Source organism: Pseudomonas sp. B40(2017) (assembly GCF_002112855.1).
Taxonomy (GTDB): Bacteria; Pseudomonadota; Gammaproteobacteria; order Pseudomonadales; family Pseudomonadaceae; genus Aquipseudomonas; species Aquipseudomonas pharyngis.
Genome location: NZ_NEIT01000008.1, coordinates 113,161 through 134,494, shown reverse-complemented (window position 1 = coordinate 134,494; position 21,334 = coordinate 113,161). Strand labels below are relative to the sequence as shown.

At 61.3% G+C, this 21,334-nt stretch carries 18 protein-coding genes; 7 read left to right on the top strand and 11 right to left on the bottom strand.

Going from position 1 to position 21,334, the window contains the following annotated elements:
- Nucleotides 1–250 precede the first annotated feature (250 nt).
- From CAF76_RS23330 to CAF76_RS23295, 8 genes are all read right to left on the bottom strand, one after another.
- Nucleotides 251–1,258 (bottom strand): septal ring lytic transglycosylase RlpA family protein, encoded by a 1,008-nt coding sequence (locus CAF76_RS23330; protein ID WP_011336096.1) that lies wholly within the window; start codon nucleotides 1,256–1,258, stop codon nucleotides 251–253.
- Nucleotides 1,258–2,268, bottom strand: a complete 1,011-nt coding sequence (mltB, locus tag CAF76_RS23325; RefSeq protein WP_085648685.1) for a lytic murein transglycosylase B — start codon at nucleotides 2,266–2,268, stop codon at nucleotides 1,258–1,260. Before mltB ends, CAF76_RS23330 begins: the two co-directional genes overlap by 1 nt.
- Before the next feature lie 17 nt (nucleotides 2,269–2,285).
- The gene (rodA, locus tag CAF76_RS23320; protein ID WP_050761190.1) at nucleotides 2,286–3,389 is read right to left on the bottom strand and encodes a rod shape-determining protein RodA; all 1,104 of its coding nucleotides are present in this window, start codon (nucleotides 3,387–3,389) and stop codon (nucleotides 2,286–2,288) included.
- 31 nt (nucleotides 3,390–3,420) lie between these two features.
- Complete coding sequence (mrdA, locus tag CAF76_RS23315) at nucleotides 3,421–5,316, bottom strand: penicillin-binding protein 2 (protein ID WP_039771860.1); 1,896 nt, start codon at nucleotides 5,314–5,316, stop codon at nucleotides 3,421–3,423.
- A 9-nt stretch (nucleotides 5,317–5,325) separates the two neighbouring features.
- Entirely contained in the window at nucleotides 5,326–5,793 is a 468-nt protein-coding gene (gene rlmH / locus CAF76_RS23310; RefSeq protein WP_009051038.1) for a 23S rRNA (pseudouridine(1915)-N(3))-methyltransferase RlmH, read from the bottom strand.
- 9 nt (nucleotides 5,794–5,802) lie between these two features.
- Complete coding sequence (gene rsfS, locus CAF76_RS23305; RefSeq protein ID WP_064382180.1) at nucleotides 5,803–6,297, bottom strand: ribosome silencing factor; 495 nt, start codon at nucleotides 6,295–6,297, stop codon at nucleotides 5,803–5,805.
- Between the two features lie 72 nt (nucleotides 6,298–6,369).
- Nucleotides 6,370–7,092 (bottom strand): nicotinate-nucleotide adenylyltransferase, encoded by a 723-nt coding sequence (gene nadD / locus CAF76_RS23300; protein ID WP_064599670.1) that lies wholly within the window; start codon nucleotides 7,090–7,092, stop codon nucleotides 6,370–6,372.
- Nucleotides 7,061–8,332, bottom strand: a complete 1,272-nt coding sequence (locus tag CAF76_RS23295) for a glutamate-5-semialdehyde dehydrogenase (RefSeq protein WP_085648684.1) — start codon at nucleotides 8,330–8,332, stop codon at nucleotides 7,061–7,063. The genes nadD and CAF76_RS23295 overlap by 32 nt, the downstream gene beginning before the upstream one ends.
- A gap of 177 nt (nucleotides 8,333–8,509) precedes the next feature.
- Between CAF76_RS23295 and CAF76_RS23290 the strand changes: the two genes are divergently transcribed.
- The 4 genes from CAF76_RS23290 to CAF76_RS23275 all read left to right on the top strand — a co-directional run bounded on the left by CAF76_RS23290 (nucleotide 8,510) and on the right by CAF76_RS23275 (nucleotide 16,468).
- Nucleotides 8,510–9,205, top strand: a complete 696-nt coding sequence (locus CAF76_RS23290) for a DNA-3-methyladenine glycosylase (protein WP_085648772.1) — start codon at nucleotides 8,510–8,512, stop codon at nucleotides 9,203–9,205.
- A 54-nt stretch (nucleotides 9,206–9,259) separates the two neighbouring features.
- Nucleotides 9,260–10,576, top strand: a complete 1,317-nt coding sequence (locus CAF76_RS23285) for a bifunctional DedA family/phosphatase PAP2 family protein (protein WP_085648683.1) — start codon at nucleotides 9,260–9,262, stop codon at nucleotides 10,574–10,576.
- 368 nt (nucleotides 10,577–10,944) lie between these two features.
- Entirely contained in the window at nucleotides 10,945–14,403 is a 3,459-nt protein-coding gene (locus CAF76_RS23280) for a calcium-binding protein (protein ID WP_178076192.1), read from the top strand.
- Between the two features lie 46 nt (nucleotides 14,404–14,449).
- Nucleotides 14,450–16,468 (top strand): hypothetical protein, encoded by a 2,019-nt coding sequence (locus CAF76_RS23275; protein WP_143491842.1) that lies wholly within the window; start codon nucleotides 14,450–14,452, stop codon nucleotides 16,466–16,468.
- Between the two features lie 11 nt (nucleotides 16,469–16,479).
- Here CAF76_RS23275 and CAF76_RS23270 read toward each other — a convergent pair whose 3' ends face one another.
- The 3 genes from CAF76_RS23270 to CAF76_RS23260 are packed head-to-tail and all read right to left on the bottom strand — an operon-like array spanning nucleotide 16,480 to nucleotide 18,159.
- Nucleotides 16,480–17,070, bottom strand: coding sequence for an LON peptidase substrate-binding domain-containing protein (locus CAF76_RS23270; RefSeq protein WP_064599681.1), 591 nt, complete (start codon nucleotides 17,068–17,070; stop codon nucleotides 16,480–16,482).
- Nucleotides 17,071–17,080: 10 nt separating this feature from the next.
- Nucleotides 17,081–17,797: an LrgB family protein gene (locus CAF76_RS23265; protein WP_064599683.1), complete on the bottom strand. Its 717-nt coding sequence runs from the start codon at nucleotides 17,795–17,797 to the stop codon at nucleotides 17,081–17,083.
- A complete protein-coding gene (locus tag CAF76_RS23260; RefSeq protein ID WP_007958636.1) occupies nucleotides 17,797–18,159 on the bottom strand; it encodes a CidA/LrgA family protein in 363 nt (120 codons plus the stop codon). Before CAF76_RS23260 ends, CAF76_RS23265 begins: the two co-directional genes overlap by 1 nt.
- Before the next feature lie 193 nt (nucleotides 18,160–18,352).
- Here CAF76_RS23260 and CAF76_RS23255 point away from each other — a divergent pair, with 193 nt between their 5' ends.
- The 3 genes from CAF76_RS23255 to CAF76_RS23245 all read left to right on the top strand — a co-directional run bounded on the left by CAF76_RS23255 (nucleotide 18,353) and on the right by CAF76_RS23245 (nucleotide 21,315).
- On the top strand, nucleotides 18,353–18,808 hold the full coding sequence (locus CAF76_RS23255) for a MaoC family dehydratase (RefSeq protein WP_064599685.1): 456 nt from the start codon (nucleotides 18,353–18,355) through the stop codon (nucleotides 18,806–18,808).
- A gap of 110 nt (nucleotides 18,809–18,918) precedes the next feature.
- Nucleotides 18,919–20,646: a C13 family peptidase gene (locus CAF76_RS23250; RefSeq protein ID WP_064599687.1), complete on the top strand. Its 1,728-nt coding sequence runs from the start codon at nucleotides 18,919–18,921 to the stop codon at nucleotides 20,644–20,646.
- 27 nt (nucleotides 20,647–20,673) lie between these two features.
- Nucleotides 20,674–21,315, top strand: coding sequence for an oxidoreductase (locus tag CAF76_RS23245; protein WP_085648681.1), 642 nt, complete (start codon nucleotides 20,674–20,676; stop codon nucleotides 21,313–21,315).
- The last annotated feature ends 19 nt before the right edge of the window (nucleotides 21,316–21,334 follow it).

Here is a 21,334-nt window from a genome sequence, read left to right as displayed (position 1 = left end):
AACCTGCCTGCGCGACGATCATGCTGCGTTAAAAACAGATTCGGAATGCTCATGTAGGTCCCCTACACTCCGCTTCCTCACCTGTTTTTGCCTTGCCTGATCGCCGCTCGGCGAGCTTTCGAGCAAACCCTACGAGCATCGCGTGTTCAGTTGCTCACTCCAGTCACCCTTGCCGGGCTTTTGTTCTTCGACGAGCCAACAACCTGGTTCACCCCCCAATCGCTGGTGAACCGTCAATCAAGTCCTACGTTTACTCGGTGACCACACTTGGCGAACCCAGGTTGGCCAGGCGCACGCTGTTCTGCACCTGGGCAATTTCACCCGGCGAGCCGATCGGTCCCAGGCGAACCCGGTGCAGGGTCTGCTGATTGCGCACGATCGAGCTGATGAACACCGGAGCGCTCACCATCCCGCTGAGCTTCGACCTCAGGAGTTCTGCAGCGTCCGGGTTGGCGAACGCGCCCACCTGCAGATACTGGCCAGACGCTGGTGCAGAAGCGTTTTTTTTTGCATCGAGCTGGACTGGCACGACGGCCGCGGCGTGCTGCTGCGGCGGCGGAGTCCATTGCTCGACGGTGCCGGCCGAGGCCGTGATCACCGGGGCGCTATTCTGCGCGACTTGCGGCTCGTTGAGCATCAAAGGCGCCGGACGGCCCTTGGCGGCCCACCATTGCTGCGGGTCGATGCCTTCGACCTTGACCCGCGCGGTGCCGATTTCGGCATAACCGAGTTTTTTCGCGGCGGCGTAGGACAGGTCGATGATCCGGTCCGAGTAGAACGGCCCGCGGTCATTGACCCGCAGAATCACGCTCTTGTTGTTGTCCAGGTTGGTCACCCGAACGTAACTCGGCAGCGGTAATGTCTTGTGGGCGGCACTCATGCCGTACAGGTCGTAGACCTCGCCGTTGGCGGTGTTCTGACCGTGGAACTTGGTGCCGTACCAGGACGCAGTGCCGGAGGCCACGTAAGTCTTGGATTCCTGCAACGGGAAGTAGGTCTTGCCCAGCACGGTGTACGGGTTGGCCTTGTATGGGCCGGTGTGCAGGGTTGGCGTTGCATCGGGGATGCGCGACACATCGACGTCCCACCACGGCGCGCCGTCCTTGTGGGCCCGGTTGATGTCCAGGCCCGGCTGCGAACGTACGGCGGTGGTCGGCTTCTGGCTCGGCGAACGGCTGGTCGAACAACTGGCGACCAGTACCGCCAATGCAGCAAAGGCCACCAGCTTCAGGGGTTTATTGATAGGCAATGCCCGCATTACTTGACGCCCCGTGCTTGTACCAGCTGTTCAGACAGTTGATGTACGGCCATGGCGTACATCACGCTGCGGTTATAACGCGTGATCGCGTAGAAATTCGTCAGGCCCATCCAGTATTCCGGGCCATTGTCGCCTTCCAGGCGGAATGCGGTGACCGGCATGTCATCGCGCAGCGCATCATGACTCGACCAGCCCAGCGCTCGCAACTCCCCAACGGTTTTCGTCGGCTCGATGCCAGTGGTCAGGCCTTCATCCACCTGCTCGCCACGGACATCCGCGCGGCTGACTACCGGTTCACCGGCGACCCAGCCGTGACGCTTGAAATAGCTGGCGACGCTGCCGATCGCATCATCCGGGTTGTTCCAGATATTGATGTGGCCGTCGCCGTCGAAATCCACCGCGTAGGCGCGGAAACTGCTCGGCATGAACTGCGGCAGCCCCATCGCCCCGGCATAGGAACCCTTGAGGGTCAGCGGGTCGACCTGCTCTTCCCGGGCCAGTAGCAGGAACTCACGCAGCTCCTTGCGGAAAAATTCGGCACGGGGAGGATAGTCGAAACCCAGCGTGGACAAGGCATCGATCACCCGGTAATTGCCGGTATTACGTCCGAAAAAGGTCTCAACGCCGATGATCGACACAATCACCTGGGCTGGAACACCGTATTCCTGCTCGGCGCGGGCCAGGGTGGCCTCGTGCTGGCGCCAGAAGTCCACACCGCGGGCGATGCGCGCGTCGGTGATGAACATCGGCCGGTATTCTTTCCACTGCTTGACCCGTTCGGCGGGTTTGGAAATGGCGTCGAGAATCGCCTGCTTGCGCTGGGCTTCGCGGAACACGGCCATCAGTTGTTCGCCGGCAAAACCGTAGTCGCGGGTCATTTCACCGACGAATTCGGCCACCTGGGGCGAGCCTTCGTAATCGCCGGCCAACGCTTCCTGCGCGCTGCCAAGGATGCCTACCAGGCCGAGCCACGGTGCGTATCGTGTCGCCCAGTCACGCATTACTTGCATTGAACTCTTCACCTTATTCAAACCTGTGCGATCCACTTGCGATGGGTATGGATCGACATCAAAACCCCAAACGCTGACAGCAGCGTCACCAGCGAAGTTCCGCCATAGCTAATGAACGGCAACGGCACCCCCACCACCGGCAACAGGCCACTGACCATACCGATGTTGACGAAAACGTAAACAAAAAACGTCATGGTCAGAGCACCGGCGAGCAATTTGCCGAACAGCGTCTGCGCCTGGGCGGTAATCACCAGGCCACGGCCGATCAGCAACAGATAGATCAGCAACAGTGCGCAGATGCCCACCAGCCCGAACTCTTCGCCGAGCACCGCGATGATGAAGTCGGTGTGGCTTTCCGGCAGGAAGTCCAGGTGCGACTGGGTGCCAAGTAGCCAGCCTTTGCCGAACACGCCACCGGAGCCGATGGCAGCTTTCGACTGGATGATGTTCCAACCGGTGCCCAACGGATCGCTTTCCGGGTCGAGGAACGTCAGGATTCGCTGCTTCTGGTAGTCGTGCATGATGAAGAACCACATCGCCACCGACACCGGAATCGCCGCCGCCAGCACGCTGAGAATCCAACGCCAGCGCAAACCGCCCATGAACAGTACGAAGGCACCACCGGCCAGAATCAGCAGCGAAGTGCCCAGATCCGGCTGACGCACGATCAGGGCGAATGGCACGCCGATCAGCAGCAGACTGATGCCGACATGCTTGAGCTGCGGCGGCAACGTGCGTTTGGACAGGTACCAGGCGATGGTCGCCGGCATCAGGATCTTCATGAATTCCGAGGGCTGGAAGCGGATCACCCCGGGAATGTTGATCCAGCGGGTCGCGCCCATGGCGTTGTGGCCCATGATGTCCACCACCATCAGCAATACCACCCCGATCACGTAGCCGAGCGGCACCCAGCGCGCCATGAACCTTGGCTCGAACTGGGCGATGACGATCATCGACACCAGACCGATGCCGAACGACGTGGCCTGTTTGGCCAACAGGTCCCAGCTCTTGCCGCTGGCCGAATACAGCACGAACAGGCTGCCGGCCGCCAGGATCAACAACAGCACCAGCAACGGGCCGTCGATATGCAAACGTTGCAGCAGCGTCGCCCGGCGACGCATCACATCCTCGCTGGAGAGCATGCGATCGAAATTATTCATCACGGGCCGTAGCCTCCGCACTGATAGGGCTGGCGTATTCGGCCTTCAACCGTCCGTCCTGATCCAGCAGCCAGGCATCCATGACCTGGCGCACCACCGGTGCCGCGACGCCGGAACCGGACTCACCGTTCTCGACCATCACCGACACCACGATTTTCGGGTCATCCGCCGGCGCGAAACCGACGAACAGGGCGTGGTCACGGTGGCGCTCCTGAACCTTGGAGCGGTCGTACTTCTCGCCTTGCTTGATCGCCACGACCTGTGCCGTACCCGACTTGCCGGCGATCCGGTATTGCGCGCCGATCGAGGCCTTGCGCGCGGTGCCACGGGCACCGTGCATCACCTGCTGCATGCCGTGGTTGACCTTGTTCCAGTCCGAAGGATCGCGAAGGATGATGTCCGGCATCGGATTTTCATCCTTGGGCTTCTCGCCTTCGATCGTCCTGGCCAGGTGCGGGCGATTCCACACGCCCTTGTTGGCCACCAGCGCCGTGGCCTGGGCCAGTTGCAGCGGGGTCGATTGCATGTAGCCCTGGCCGATCCCGAGAATCAGGGTTTCGCCGGGGAACCACGCCTGACGCCGGGTCGCGCGTTTCCACTCGCGGGACGGCATCAGGCCGGGGGATTCTTCGAACATGTCCAGCGAGACCTTCTGGCCGATGCCGAACTTGTTCATATAGGCCGACAACCGGTCGATGCCCAGCTTGTGCGCCAGATCATAGAAGTAGGTGTCGTTGGACCGCATGATCGCCGTATCGAGGTCGACGAAGCCGTCACCGGTGCGGTTCCAGTTGCGGTACTTGTGATCGTAGTTGGGCAGCATGTAGTAACCGGGGTCGAACACCCGGCTCGACGCCGTCACCACACCCGCATCGAGACCGGCAATCGCCACCGCCGGCTTGATCGTCGAGCCCGGCGGGTACAGACCGCGCAGCACGCGGTTGAACAGCGGCCGGTCGATCGAATCGCGCAGCTCGGCGTAAGCCTTGAAGCTGATGCCGGTGACGAACAGGTTCGGGTCGAAGCTCGGCTGACTGACCATCGCCAGCACTTCGCCGGTTTTCGGATCGAGCGCCACCACCGCGCCACGCCGGCCGCCCAGCGCAGCCTCGGCGGCTTCCTGCAATTTGATGTCGAGGCTCAGGACAATGTCCTTGCCCGGCACCGGATCGGTCCGTTTGAGCACGCGCAGGACGCGGCCACGGGCGTTGGTCTCGACCTCTTCGTAACCCACCTGGCCGTGCAGCTCGGCTTCGTAAAAGCGCTCGATGCCGGTCTTGCCGATGTGGTGGGTGCCGCTGTAGTTGACCGGATCGAGGGTCTTCAGCTCTTTCTCGTTGATCCGCCCCATGTAACCCACCGAGTGCGCGAAATGCGCGCCCTGCGGGTAATGACGCACCAGTTGCGCGACCACCTCGACGCCCGGCAGGCGGAACTGGTTCACCGCGATCCGGGCGATCTGCTCTTCGGTCAGCTCGAACAGGATCGGCACCGGCTCGAACGGCCGGCGGCCCTGACGCATGCGCTTCTCGAAGATCACCCGGTCTTCCGGCGTCAGCTCCAGCACCTCGACGATCACGTCGAGCACCTGCTGCCAGTCGCCGGAGCGCTCGCGGGTCATGCTCAGGCTGAAGCTCGGACGGTTGTCCGCCACCACCACGCCGTTGCGGTCGAAAATCAGGCCACGGGTCGGCGGGATCGGCTGAACGTGAACCCGATTGTTTTCCGACAGGGTCGAGTGATATTCGTACTGAATCACCTGCAAGTAATACAGCCGCGCAATCAGCACGCAAATCAGTGCCACCACCGCAATTGCGCCGAACACGACGCGACCACGCACCAGACGGGCGTCTTTTTCGTGGTCCTTGATGCGGATCGGCTGAGACATGAGGGCGGGTTACTTGTGGTAAGGGTGGCCGGACAGCACGGTCCAGGCACGATACAACTGCTCGCCGATGAGGATGCGCACCAGCGGGTGCGGCAGCGTCAGCGGCGACAATGACCAGCGCTGATCCGCGCGGGCACAGACTTCCGGCGCCAACCCTTCCGGGCCACCGACCATGAAGTTGACCGTGCGCGAGTCCAGGCGCCAGCGATCGAGTTCGACCGCCAGTTGCTCGGTGCTCCACGGCTTGCCATGAACCTCGAGGGTGACGATCCGCTCGTTCTGCCCGACCTTGGCCAGCATGGCTTCGCCTTCCTGACGGATGAAGCGGGCCACGTCGGCGTTCTTGCCACGGGTATTGAGCGGAATTTCCACCAGTTCCAGCGCCAGCTCGGACGGAAGACGCTTGGCATACTCATGCCAGCCTTCTTCCACCCACTTGGGCATGCGTGAACCGACGGCGATCAGTCGCAGTCGCACAGCAATCCCTTACAGCTGGTCTTTGTTGAGCTTGGTGAAATGCTCGTGGGTGTTTTCCGGGCTGTGGTGCTTGGCGTCCGCCGCACGGCTCTGCTCGGCACCGGCCCACAGGCGTTCCAGGTCGTAGAACTGACGTGCCGAGGCAGTCATCATGTGCACGATCACCAGGTCCAGGTCCAGCAGCACCCAGTCGCTGTCGCCCTTGCCTTCTTCGCCCAGCGGCCTGGCGCCCTGCTTTTTCACTTCTTCGCGAACCTTGTCCAGCATCGCGTTGATCTGGCGGTTGGAGGTACCGGTGGCGATGATCATGTAGTCGGTGATGCTCTGCTTGTCGCGCACATCAATGATCTGGATGTCCTGGGCTTTCACGTCTTCCAGGGCTGCAACGGCCACCTTGACCAGTTCGTCGCCCTTCAGCGGTTCGTTGGTGTTGACCGGTTCTGGCAGCGGGGCGCTCTTGAATGTGCCTTTGCGCTTTACTTTGGTTTGGTCTTTGTCAGTCATATAAAACTCGTTTTGCTCATATTTTCGGCGGCTTGGCGACACGTGGATTCGTATCAGTGAAGCACGCCTTGTTCAGTTCGACGCACGGTACAGACCGTGCGCATCGATGTAGGCCAGGACCGCGTCGGGCACCAGGAAACGTACCGACTTACCGCTGGCCAGCAGTTGACGGATCTGGGTGGCGGAAACCGCGAGCGGTGTCTGCCAGACGAATGCAATCTGTCCGCTCGGCCCCTTCAGGGCCAGCGGGTCGCTCACCGAACGCGCTGCCAGCAGGTTGCGCAAGGCATCCGGCGGTTCGCTGTCGGCGTCCGGGCGCTGTAGCACCAGGATGTGGCAATGCTGGAGCAACTCTTCCCAGCGGTGCCAAGTGGGCAGGCCGCAAAATGCGTCCCAGCCCAGAAGCAGAAAAACCTGGGTCTCGGCGGCCATTTCGGCACGCAGCGACTCCAGGGTATCGATGGTCCAGGACGGCTTGTCCCGCTGCAATTCGCGGGCGTCCACCACCAGCGGCGGCACACCGGCCACCGCACACTCAACCATCGCCAGCCGGTCCTGCGCCGACACCTGGGGCGTATCGCGGTGTGGCGGCCGGGCGCTGGGCATCATGCGCAGCTCATCGAGCCCCAGCGCTTCGGCGACTTCCAGCGCGCCACGCAAATGGCCGATGTGCACCGGGTCGAACGTCCCGCCCAGGACGCCAATGCGCCGGGGACGGGACTTCTTGCCGGGTTTCGGCGCTTTCAGGTCGAGGTCGGACAAGTCAGACCGTCGCCTGGCCGCGCAACTGGCCATCACCGACCACGATGTACTTCTCGCAGGTCAGTCCTTCCAGGCCCACCGGGCCACGGGCGTGCAGCTTATCAGTAGAAATGCCGATCTCGGCACCCAATCCGTATTCGAATCCGTCGGCGAAGCAGGTCGGGGTGTTGATCATCACCGACGCCGAGTCGACCTGAGCCACGAACTGGCGGGTGTCGGCGAGGTTTTCGCTGACGATCGAGTCGGTGTGGTGGGAGCCGAAATGGTTGATGTGCTCGATGGCCTGATCCAGGCCATCCACCACGCGGATCGACAGGATCGGCGCCAGGTACTCGGTGCTCCAGTCTTCTTCGGTCGCCGCTACGGCTTCGATGATCGCCCGGGTGCGTTCGCAACCACGCAGTTCGACGCCTTTTTCGCGGAACTGCTTCGCCATCGACGGCAGGAAATCCTTCGCAACACTTTGATCGACCAGCAAGGTCTCCATCGCACCGCAGATGCCATAGCGATAGGTCTTGGCATTGAAGGCGATGCGCTGGGCTTTCGCCAGGTCGGCGTGTTCGCTGACATAGACGTGGCAGATGCCGTCCAGGTGCTTGATCACCGGCACCCGGGCGTCACGGCTGATGCGCTCGATCAGGCCACGGCCACCGCGCGGTACGATCACGTCGACGTATTCGGGCATGGTGATCAGCGCGCCAACGGCGGCGCGGTCGGTGGTTTCCACCACTTGCACCACGGCGGCCGGCAGTTCGGCTTCGGCCAGACCGCGCTGGATGCAGGCGGCAATCGCGCGGTTGGAATGAATCGCTTCGGAACCGCCGCGCAGGATCGTCGCGTTGCCGGACTTAAGGCACAGGCTCGCGGCATCAATGGTCACGTTGGGACGGGATTCGTAGATGATCCCGATCACGCCCAGCGGTACGCGCATCTTGCCGACCTGAATGCCCGACGGACGGAAGCTCATGTCGCGGATCGCACCGACCGGATCCGGCAGCGCTGCGACCTGACGCAGGCCGACGATCATGCCGTCGATGCGTGCCGGGGTCAGTTCCAGACGTTCCAGCAGTGCCGGCTCCAGACCGTTGGCGCGACCGGCGGCCAGATCCTGTTCATTGGCTGCCGCAAGCTCGGCGCGGGCGGCGTCCAGAGCATTGGCGGCGGCCAGCAGGGCGCGGTTTTTCTGCGCGGTGCTGGCACGGCCGATGACGCGGGAGGCTTCGCGGGCGGCGCGACCCAATCGGGTCATGTAGTCAAGAACGGACTCAGTCATGGTCAGCTGGGGTCTTGGCAAAGAGGAAAGCGGCAGATTATAGCTGCCGCGTCCCGGGACTAACAGCGGTGACGGGCGGATGGTCGAAATGGACGGCGATTTGCCGATGTTCAGCCGGGATTAAGCCGCGAATTGTTATCATCACGACCTCCTCCGCCTGGATAAACAGTGTTTGCCATGTCCAACCTGACCGTTCGCGCCACCTCCGCGCGCCAGCCTGTCGGCCTTGCGGACGCCTTTTTCGACCGTGACGCCCAGACGCTGGCCAAGGATCTGCTCGGCAAAGTCATCCGCCACCGCGTCGGCGATTTGTGGCTCAGCGCCCGAATCATCGAAACCGAGGCCTATTACTGCGAGGAAAAAGGCAGCCACGCGTCCCTCGGCTACACAGAAAAGCGTAAGGCTTTGTTTCTGGACGGCGGCCACATCTATATGTACTACGCCCGTGGCGGCGATTCGCTGAACTTCAGCGCGCAGGGTCCGGGCAATGCAGTGCTGATCAAATCGGCCTATCCGTGGGTCGACGAGATCAGTGGCCCGGCCAGTCTGGCGCAGATGCTGCTGAACAACCCGGATGCCCAGGGGCGACCGCGCCCGTCACAGAAACTGTGTGCCGGGCAGACGCTGCTGTGCAAGGCGCTGGGACTGAAAGTGCCGGTGTGGGATGCCAAGCGCTTCGACCACGAAATTCTGCTGGTGGAAGACACCGGCCCTGCGCCGACCCACGTAATTCAGACCACCCGCCTGGGCATTCCCCATGGCCGCGACGAACACCTGATGTATCGCTTCGTCGATGCCGCCTATGCCCAGTGGTGCACGCGGAACCCGCTGCGCCGGGGCCAGGTCGAAGGTCGCGATTATTTTCTGCTGTGAATGCACACCCTTCGGCTCGCCGATCAGGGACATCAATGAAATGGAGTGGTTTGTATGGGCCCATGGCTCGATAGCGTGACCGGGTGGCTGGCCGCCAATCCGCAGTGGCTGGCCGCCGCCGTGTTCATCGTGGCCTGCGTGGAATGCCTGGCGATTGCCGGGTTGATCGTGCCCGGTACGGTATTGCTGTTTGCCGTGGCGGTGCTGGCCGGCAGCGGTGCACTGTCGTTAAGCGAAACCCTGTTGCTGGGTTTCCTCGGCGGGATTCTCGGCGATGTGATTTCGTATTTCCTCGGCCGCCACTTCCACCAGAACATCCGGCGCTTACCGGGGTTGCGCCATCACCCGGAATGGATGGCCGGCGCCGAAACCTACTTCCAGCGCTACGGTATCGCCAGCCTGCTGGTCGGACGCTTCATCGGCCCGTTGCGACCGATGTTGCCGATGGTCGCGGGCATGTGCGACATGCCCTTCCCGCGCTTCGCCGCCGTGAGTCTGCTGGCGGCGGCCGGCTGGAGCCTCGCGTACCTGCTGCGGGGCTGGGCCACCGGCGCGGCGATTCGCCTGCCGTTGCCGGAAGGCTTCTGGCTGCAGGCCGGCATCGTCGCCGGCAGTATTGCGGTGATGGTCGGCCTGAGCGCCAACAGCAGCTTGCGTCGTCATCGCCGGGCGACGCTCTGGATCAGCAGCATGAGCCTGTTGATCCTGATCGGCCTGTTCATCGGCTACCCGTACCTGACCGCCCTCGATCAGGGCGTCATGACCCTGGTGCAGGAACACCGCCGCCCGGCGCTGGATGAAGTCGCGGTGGTTTTCACCCTGATCGGTGAATTCCGCAACATGCTGCTGTTCAGCGCCCTGCTGACTGCGTTGCTGTTGCTGTGCCGACAGTGGCGCCACGCGATCTTCGTGGGCGGCACCCTGCTCGTCACGGCCCTGGCCAACACCGGCACCAAAATGTTCTTCGCCCGGGTGCGCCCGGAAGTACTGACTGATCCGCTTACCAGCTACAGCATGCCCAGTGGTCACGCTTCGGGGTCGTTCGCGCTGTTCCTGGCGCTCGCCGTGCTGGCCGGACGCGGGCAGCCGCCACGGCTACGCCTCACCTGGCTGTTGCTCGGCTGCATACCGGCGCTGGCCATTGCCCTGTCACGGGTGTATCTGGGCGCGCACTGGCCAACGGATGTCCTTGCCGGCGCCATGCTCGCCGCCTGTGTCTGCGCAGCGGGGCTATGGCTGAGCCAGCGCCGTTCGCCACTCGGTGCGATGCCGCAGAAAGTCTGGTGGCTGGTGCTGCCAGCCTTGGTCGCCTTGTTCGGTTTTTTTGTATTGCGCCATTTGCCGCATACGTTGTTGCGATATTCATACTAGGCCGGGGAGGCCCATCACGAATCCGTCTAACGGACAAATCATGCAGACACGCAATTGAACACAGTGTGTCTTATATTTTCGAGGCTCTCGCACACAAAGTGTTTGAGCCTTTTTATTGCATAGCCAAAACAAAGCACACGCTCTTTGAATAGCAACTTTGTTTAAAACATCAAACAACCAGATCCAGCCAGGCACTGTTCAAACTAACGTCTTCCTGTTTAAAGCCGCTCTCTAAAGCGGACCAGACCATACACCCAATCAAACAGACGCACACTTGCAACCACACAAACAGCAAAACAAAAACCAAGTTAACCGACAACAATTCATGCCAGCTTAATCACTCAGATAATCATCACGGAGTATGAGCCTTGGCAAAACCCTTTCAACTCGACACGGAAACTATTCCTACCGAGTTAATTAAAATATCCGACATTAACGATGCTGTGACTCTTCCCGGTGTGGCAGAACATAACCGGTCCTCACCCACCCTGAGTCAGGTGGACGAACTGTTCGGCCCCTTGAGATTTGGTGAACTGACCGTGAGCCGTCAAGAACTCCAGGCCCTGGGCGCCCGACTCGACGGGCAAGCCATCACGGCCGCCGGCACCTACTTTTCCGAACCCGATCAAGCTTTCATCAATGCGCTGGAATTCGACCCGGCACAGGTCGAACAACGGATCAAGTCGGTCAATGCACAGGAAGGCCGGCTGATCCCGCCACTGCTGTACGAGATCGTCACACTGCGCTCATCGAATGCTTCACCGCTGATGCGTGAGGTGCCGACGGGCGAATCCGCCGCTGCGATGAACAAAATCATCGAGACGCTGAACGCCTCGCAGCGTCTGGACATTCGCAAGGACCCACTGGCCGGGCCGTTGCCGGACTGGGTCGACAAAGCCAAAAGTCGCGGCATGACCAGCATGGGCGTCGGACTGCAAGCGTATGGCCTTTACAGCGCTTACATCGGCGCCATCGATGCGATGAAAAAGGGCCAGACCGCCGAGGTGCTTATCAACGTGGGAGGCGGACTCGCGGAGATCACCTCGCTGGGACTGGAATACGCCCTGAACAAGACCGGCGATCAGATGATTCGCCAAGGGGCCATGGTTTTCGAGCAGTTCGGCAAAACCACCATGGGGAAGTGGCTGTGTCGCGGATCGGGACTGATCGCCAGTGTTCTCACGTTGCCCTTTGATATCTATACCGCCATCAAGTCCTTCAGTGAAGCCGCCGAGGCCCAAGGCAAACAGGCGCAGGATCTGTACGTCACCGGCGGGCTCAGCGTGTTCAGCGGCGTACTGTCCCTGACCCTCGGCTGCGCAGCATTGATGGGTTTCCAGGCGGCCGGTCCGGTGGGCATTGCCGCTGCCGCCATCATGATTATCGGCGCCCGCGTCTATGGCGCGGTACGGATGGTCGACGATATCGACGACTACATCGAGCTGAGCGTGAACGAGCGCTGGCGTTCCGGCTGGTTTGCGTTCACCGGGCAGGAGCAGGACAAGGCACTGATGGAGCGTTTCACCGTCGCCAAGACCCATGCCGACTACGCGAAGGCCTTGAAGACCAAGAGCGTTGCCTGGCTGGATCATGAACTGAAGGACAGTGTCGACACCGTGGTCAATGGCCGCTTCGACGTCAAACTGCAGCCCACCCGACTGTACAAGTACCAATGGAGCGAGGGCGAATCCACCTACACCACAAAAAATCTGCCGGTCATCGAAGAGACCGATGACACCTGGGATGCGAGTGCAGGTCTGCCGGCGGATGATGCGGTCATCAGCAAGGGCATCAATGACCCCGCCAAAGGCGTGCTGTGGAATCTGGGTGGCGGCGCCGATACGGTCAAAGGCGTAAGCGACAAACCGAACCTGTTCAGCTACGGCGCCGGTACAAAAAATCTGAGCGGTGGAATCAAGGACGACTCCTTTCTTTTTCAGTCGGCCGCCGACGGACTCGACACCACCCCCGAGCAAGTCAGCCTGTTACAAGGGGGAGAAGGTGTCGACCTGCTGTGGCTGCAGGGCAGAGAAAAGCCTGCGAGTCATGGATCTGCCGCAGCGCCCTATGTCGGGTATGACGTGAACCTGCAAGACGGCACGCTCGGATTACGTTCAGCGAACCCCGAGAAGGCCCCGGTGCTCCATACGCGTTTCGAAGCCATTGAAAAAATCGAAACACTGGCCGGGGCTTCCAACCGGGTCACGGGCTCGGCTCTGGCGGACACCATCGCTGCCAATGGCAACGACCGGGTCGAGGCTGGCGCGGGAGACGATCATATTACTGTTCGGGGCCGGCATGGCATCGTCGAGGGAGGTCTCGGCAGCGACACCTACATTCTCGATGCAACGAGTCTCAATGTTTCCATCACCGAAGACGGCCAGGATCCGAGCAAGGTGTACCTGGGCGTAGCGCTCGAGGCCATCCAGCGCTGGCAACTGCGTGACGACGCCGTGGTGATCGAGACCTTGCGCGATGACGATCCTCGCTCACGGAGACGCCAACTGGTGCTCGAGGCGGTGTACCGGACAGTCGATAACAAACGCCTGCTGCAAAATGACCAATGGACGTTCATCACACAAGACGGCTACCACCTGCAACCTGCGTGGCCAGCCGAAACCCCGGACCTGAGCGACACGCCCCTGAGCGTCGTCGTGGTCACCGCGGGTGTGTCCAGGATCTCCCCGGTTCAGCTCAACGACGCGCCTCATAAAATCTCACCCAAGCCGCACTCGTTCTATTTCGTGTCCCGCAAAAGCCATCACACCATTCTTGTAGCTCCAAAAAATGAAACGCAACGGCGCAGCACCTTGTATGTCGAATACGACAGTTCGGAAATCAACGAAGTCAGAGCCATTTATGATGTCCGCGTCTCGAATACGGGAGCCTTCACCTGGCTCGGTTACCGCAATATCCACTTCACCCTGACATTCCTGCGGGGCGGCCTGCTGTCGCTGCACGACTGCGTATTTGAAAACCCGGGCCGGAAAACCGACGTGGGTAACAGCCTTCATGCACCCGGCTGGACAATGAATCACGCTGTCACACTGGTGATGCGCGATGGCATTTCCTACCACCTCGACTTCCCCCGCACCGCTTACCTAGAGGACGCCAGGAACCCGGGATATCGACTGGTGCAAAGCCGCGAATCGCTGCGTCAGCGCGCGGGCCAATACCTGTTCGTCAGGCCCTCCATCGACAAACGCACCTTGAAGACGACCCCTCAGCGGGTGGATTTCCGAAACACTGAACATTACAGCAACCACTGGCTGGAGGGCCGATCCTCGACCTACGAGCTGTATCCCGTCCGCAACACATCCATTCGACTGTCCACCGCGACCTCAGACGCCAGTCTCACAGGCTCATCCACCTGGAACATTCATACAGCACAACTGCAGGAAGTCATCACCGACCATCAACTGACCATCAAGGACGACCTGCTCAAGGTCGGCAGCGTTCACGTGCATCTGCCCGACAGCAGCGACCCGGGATTACCGCTGGAAACCGTCAACGTCATCCTCGCCTCCGGCAACCGCTACAGCATCAACGCCTTGTTTGAAACGATCGGTCTGTATGCGGTCAACGTGGCGGGCAGCGCCTCGATCCAGTCAGTCGTAGCGTTGATACAAGAACACAAGAGCCGTGAGTTACTGGAATGGGATGAAGTTCATGTCCTGAACGTCCGATTGCCCGGCGCGCCGGCGGCCCGGATCTTTTACAACGCGTCGACCGGACACTGGACCCGGCATGACGATGCATCGAACCCCATCGACCCCGAACAGCTGACCATTGGAGAAACACCGCTTACCACCCCCTCGCCGAACTGACTCAACGCTGCACCCATCCATAATTCAATCGTCAAGGAATGACACCATGCGCCCCAAAAACCCATCATCCCCCACAACCAGAACCGACTCGACGACGCACGCACCGAGCATCAGCCGGCCACGGCCGGACGCGGACCTGCCATTGCTGCACCGGCCACCATCGGAATTGCCCGACCCTGCAGCCCCCGTTCCAAGCCCCGGCAGACTCCCTGATGCGGCCAACGTCCCTCCCAAAGTCGAGACTTCGGACCTGCCGGCCATTCAGACCGAATCCCGTGCCGGCCTGACCCCTTACCTCTTGAGCCCTGCGCTGTTGCGCAACATGCAGGCAGCCGATGACGACGGCTTTCGTTTTGTCGTCGGGCGCCGGTTCGTCGATATCAAGGATGTCGGCACGGTACATGTGGAATTCGACACGGCGCTGAACGCCTATCGAATAACGGATCTATACAAGAAACTGCCACCGGGCCCGCAGATCTTGCGCACCCCGGGTGAAACCACCTGGACCCCGGTGCAACAGGCGCAGACACCATCGCGGCACAAACATACCTCCACAGATGATGCTGCTCGCGACGCGGCCACGGCGGCCAAACGCCCGACCCTTTCCCCGCCGCCCACTCAACCGGCCAAGCCATTGCCGGCGCTGAGCCTGGGTCATTTCAATCCGGCCCACTACCCGCAAGTGCAGGTCGATGCCCAGGGTTATTATCGAAGGGAGGAAGTCGCCTTTGATCCGCAGAGGGTCACCTATCATTACGGTTTCAGGGACACCAAGGATTATTGGGTAGCGGTTGACGAGCCGCCCGCCGGCTTCAATGGCACGCCGACCCACCTGACAAACTGGACGGATCATGAAATCTGGCAGACCTACGGTCTTCACGGCCAGGCCATCTCGCGCTTTCGGCTCGACGCCCAAACTCACGGCACTCGTCCCGGTTGGGCGCGACCGCTGGAAACCGACAACCCGCGCAAGGATCTGCTCGGCGATGCCCTGAAATGGCTGCATCCACAGATGACGCCTGACGAACGAGTAGCCCATCTGCGCGCCTACAATCTGTCGCCGGGGCAGCACGCACAGTTGCGCAAGGACTTGCTCGACAATCCGCAACAAATGCCCCAATGGGCCGAGCAACACAAGTTGCGCTCTGTCGACGAGAACGACCCGACGCGTTTCGAGCCACTGCGTCAGGAAATCGAACCGCTGCTCCTGCCATTGCGCAATGGCACGATCCGACAAAAAAGCATGTTCGATCTTGATGAAAGCATAAGCCCGACTTTTTTCGCCGCCTTCTTGACCTCGTTGGGCTACAAGCGCAACGCCAGCGACTGCCTGTACCGAACAGACATTCCCGGCCTGTTCAGGGCCGATGAGCGCACACCGTTCGAGTTCAACAACGATGGCCGAATGCTGCCACGCATGCTCCATAAACGCGGTGCGACGAGCGAAAAACCGATCAGCGCCACGATCAGCCTGAAGTTGGTTCACGAGTACGCAGGACAGGGTTCGAACGCTCCTGATAAGGAATACTTGCGGTACAACAATCAGAAGAACAAGTACCCCGGAAAAAAACCCGGCGAGTCCGACAACGACTCAGGAGAGTCCGACAATGAATGGTCCGATACGTCCGATGTCGAGCTGGACGCCGAGCGGAACTATGAAACGATCCGGCACGACCAGAGTTTCATTTTCAAATACGTCATCGATACCCGAAACATGGAGGTGGTCCTGAGGGAGGAGAACCTGTTTCTGAATGGCGGCGCCGAAGAACGCGGGGCGTGGTTCCCTGAAGACGAAAACGAAGCCTTGATATCCGCCTCCAGGAGGGGCATCCCTACAGAACGGATCTGGCTGCTCGACTCAACCGGCACCCGCGCGGTGAAGGTCGACGATGTCGTCGATCAGGCGCCGTATCTCAACAGCATGGAGGAAGACACACACTCCGGCAGCGCCAACCAGCATGAATATGACGCGCTCATCGACGCAGCGACCGAGGCAGGCAAACCCGTGCTGTATCTGGACGAGGGCAAGGAGTGGTTCGCCAACGATATCGTCTGGCCTGAGTGACCGAGGCGGTCCTAGGCGAACAGTTCACCCTGCAACTCGTCGAGCAACGCCTGGATCGCATCCAGGCGTTGCTGCGGATCGTCGAGTTGCAACAGGTCGATCTTGTCTTCCTCGGCAAACGGCAGCAGGTAGGCCAACTGGTTCGCCAGCGCCTGCTGCCCCGCCGCTTCGATGCCCATGTTCAGCGCTTCGACCATCGGATGCTCGGCCAGGGCCTTGAGCAGCGCCACCAGATCAGCGTCTTCGTCCTGCAGAGGCTGCTCGGGCTCTTCATCCAGCCACTCGACCTCCGCGACGATCAGCTGATCGCGCTGCACCTCGGTGCGCAGAACATGAAAGCGCCGCCCGCCCTGCACACGAATTCCCAGCAGGCCGTTGTCCTGTTGCTGGAAATCGGTGATCCGCGCTTCGCACCCGACCATCGCAAATCCTTCGGGCGCCACTCCGACTTCGTGGCCTTCGAGGATGCATACCACACCAAACCCGCCGCCCTGTTTCATGCAGCGGCCGATCATGTCCAGATAGCGCGCCTCGAAGATCTGCAGATCCAGATTGCAGCCGGGAAACAGCACCGTGTTCAGCGGAAAAAGCGGCAGACTCATAGACATTTCCTTACACCACCATCGACACCGCCAACGGCAGGAACACCGCCGTGGCCACGCCCATCAGACTCATCGCCAGCGCCGCGAAGGCGCCGCATTCATCGCTTTCCTGCAACGCCACCGACGTACCGACCGCGTGCGCTGTCATGCCCAGCGCCATGCCGCGCGCCTCGGGGCTGTGTACGCCCAGGCGAGTCAACAGCGCCGGGCCGAAGATCGCACCGATCACCCCGGTAATCAGCACGAACACCGCCGCCAGTGCCGCGACACCGCCGATCTGCTCGGCCACCAGCATGGCGATCGGCGAGGTCACCGACTTGGGCGCCATGGTCATCAGAATCATGTGATCGGCCCCGAACCACCAGCCCAGTGCCACGCCCATCCCCGTGGCGACCACGCCGCCTATCACCAGCGTAGTAAAAATCGGCCAGAACAATTGGCGGATGCGCCGCAGATTCAAATACAGCGGCACGGCCAGCGCCACGGTTGCCGGCCCCAGCAGAATGCTGAGGATTTCCGTGCTCTTGCGGTACTCGGCGTAGGTCACGCCGCAGCCGACCAGCACGCCGATCACCAGCAGCATCGAGACCAGCACCGGTTGCAGGAAGATCCAGCGGGTTTTCTCGAACGCCGCCAGCACCAGTTGATAGGCCCCCAAGGTAATGCCGATGCCGAACAGGGGATGGTGAATCACCGAGGCCCAGGCGCCTTGCCAGTCGAACAGCATCAGGACTCCTCCGAATGCGGCGCGTGACGTTTGACCAGACGCTGCATCAGCACCCCAGCGAAAGCCATCGACAGAATCAGCGACACCACCAGCGCACCGACGATGGCCCAGAAATCCGCGGCAATCGCTGTGGCATACACCATCACGCCCACCGCCGGCGGCACCAGCAGCAACGGCAGATAGCGCAACAGGCTGCCGGCTGCGAGGTTCAGCGGCTCCCCGACTTCACCACGCACGATCAGGAACACCAGCAACAGCAAAAGGCCGATGATCGGCCCCGGCAGCACCGGCAACAGCAAATGATTGAGGGCCGTGCCGAGCAATTGAAACAGCACCAGCATGGTCAGGCCACGTAGCAACATCGGACATCTCCGTCTTACTTTCCAACCCGCAAGTCGTCGGCATTATAAGCACGCCTGCGCTATGGATCGGCATTCGCCAAAAGCATGGTCGGTTGACCTGAGCAAATCGCCATGATGATCTACAGTGGTTCGCAGGGCGGTCAAATCCCCCACCTGAAAAACTATAAAACCGATGAACCCAAGGAGAGTCTCAATGCCCTATGTTCCAGTTGCAGAGCTCAAAGATTATGTCGGCAAGGAACTCGGACGTTCCGAATGGCTCACCATCGATCAGGAGCGCATCAACCTGTTCGCCGAAGCCACCGGGGATTATCAGTTCATCCACGTCGATCCGGTCAAAGCCGCGCAAACGCCATTTGGCAGCACCATCGCCCACGGATTCCTGTCGCTGTCGCTGATCCCCAAACTGATGGAAGACATTCTGGTTCTGCCGCAAGGCGTGAAGATGGTGGTCAACTACGGCCTGGACAGCGTGCGCTTCATCCAGCCGGTCAAGGTCGACTCCAAAGTCCGACTCAAGGTCGATCTGGGTGAAGTGACCGAGAAAAAACCTGGCCAGTGGCTGCTCAAGGCCACCGCCACCCTGGAGATCGAAGGTTCGGACAAACCGGCCTACATCGCCGAACCGCTGTCGCTCTGCTTCGTTTAAGCGCCTGGATGCGAAGCGGCTCACGCTGTTTCGCATCCGCTCCTCCCTGCCGGCTGTATAAGGTCACATAGCTGCGGCATACTCGGTCGCCTAATTGCCCGGATCCCGCTATGCGCTCATTCGCCCCTCTTGCTCCCCTTGCCTTGACCCTTTTGCTGGCCGCGTGTGGCGACGGCGAATCGCTGTTGCCGCCGGATGCGCGCCTGCCCGACGGCGGCCGCTATCGCGGTGAACTGGTCGATGGCTTGCTGCAAGGCCAGGGCCGGGTCGACTACCCCAACGGCAGCTGGTACGCCGGGGCGTTCGACAAGGGGCAATGGCATGGCCAGGGCGAATGGCACGGCAGCAATGGCGAGGTCTATCGCGGCAACTTCCAGCAAGGGCTGTTCGACGGCCAGGGCACGTTGACCACCACCGCCGGCAGCTACACCGGCGGTTTCAAGCTGGGCCGGCGCGACGGCGAAGGCACCCTCAAGGAAAACGCGATGACCTATCGCGGCGAATTCAAGGCCGACCAGTACTCCGGGCTCGGTCGCCTGGAGCTGGACGACGGCAGCTCCTATCAGGGCCAGTTCGCCCACGGCAAACCCAATGGCGAAGGCCAGCGCGGCGATGCCAGCGGCAATCAGTTCACCGGCCACTTCGTCAATGGCCAGCTCGAAGGCAACGGCACCTTCAACAGCGCCGACGGCGACATTTACGTCGGCGGTTTCAAGAACAATCAACTGCACGGCAAGGGCCGCTACGAAAACGCCGACGGCGACGTCTGGCTCGGGCAGTTCAAGGAAGGCGCGCTGACCGGGAAGGGTGAATTGATCGGCGCCGACGGCAGCCACTACATCGGTTACTTCAATGATTGGCGCTTCAGCGGTCAGGGGCGCCTGAACCTGTCCGATGGCAGTTTCTACGTCGGCGGATTCGACAGCGACAGTTATTCCGGACGCGGCACCCTGGTGCTCACCGATGGCAGCGTGCTCAGCGGCACCTGGATCAACGGCCAGCGGGTACGCGATGCCGACGGCAAATTGCTGCCGGACACCCTCGAACTCGGCCTGCTGGCCCAGGGTCGCCTGCTTGACGAGGCGCTGGCCAACGTACCGGCCTCAACCCCGGCAGTGGAGCTGTACACCCTGACCCTCGGCGGCGACGGCAAACAGAGCGTGTTCCTGCGCGAATCCGATTACGTCGCGAACATGCTCACCAGCCGTTTTGGTGCCTTTGGCCAGATTCGCCTGGTCAACCACCGCGACCACCTCGGCGACCGGCCGATGGCCACCCGCGAAAATCTGCGGCGCGCCGCTCAAACCCTGGCCGAACGCAGCGGCCCGGAAGATCTGGTCTTCATCTATCTGACCAGCCATGGCACCGCCGAGCACGAGCTGGTGCTCGATCAGCCGCGAATGGAACTGGCCGACCTGCCCGCCGACGAACTCGCCGCCGTGCTCGCACCGCTGAAGAACCGCGACAAGATCATCGTCATCTCCTCGTGCTATTCCGGCGGTTTCATACCGGCGCTGAAGGACGAACGCACGCTGATCATGACCGCCTCACGCGCCGACCGCGTGTCGTTCGGTTGCTCCGAGGAGGCCAATTTCACCTACTTCGGCGATGCCCTGTTTGCCCAGGCACTGAACCAGACCGACGACCTGGAGCAAGCCTTCAAACTGGCCAAGGCCACCGTTGCCGAGCGCGAACTGGCGGACAATTTCGAAGCCTCCGAACCGCAGATCTGGGCGCCGAAAACCGTGCTGGCGCACTGGCAACTGCTGCGTAAACAACAAGCGAGAAAAGCATTGCAAAGTGCTGCGTTGAACGACGGAGCGACAAAGAGCAACTAAGCTGAACAGTATCAAGGGAGAGACACTATGTACTTGACGCCTCAGCATGTCTTGCTTGCCGGAGCCACCGGTCTGACCGGTGAACATCTGCTCGACCGCCTGCTCAACGAGCCAACGATCAGCCGTGTCCTTGCCCCCTCACGCCGGCCGCTGGCCGAACATCCGCATCTGGAAAACCCGGTCGGCGACCCACAGACCTTCCTGCCGCAGTTGGCGGGTCGCGTCGACATCGCCTATTGCTGCCTCGGCACCACCATCAAGCAGGCCGGCTCCGAAGAAGCGTTCCGCGCCGTGGATCTGGACATGGTCGTAGCCTTCGCCAAGCGCGCCCGGGAAATGGGCGCACGGCACCTGATGGTGATCAGTGCCCTGGGCGCCGATCGCCGATCCTCGATTTTCTACAACCGCGTCAAAGGCGAGATGGAATACGCGTTGCGCGCGCAGGACTGGCCGCAACTGACCATTTGTCGGCCATCGCTGTTGCTCGGCGAACGCAGCGAGCCCCGCCTGGGCGAGCAGCTTGCCGCGCCATTCTCCAAATTGATTCCTGGCAAATACCGCGGCATCGAAGCCTGCCAACTGGCCCGGGCCATGTGGCGGCTGGCGTTGGAGGAGCAGGACGGGGTACGGATCGTCGAATCGGATGAGTTGAGAAAACTCGGCAAGTAAAAACAAAAGATCGCAGCCA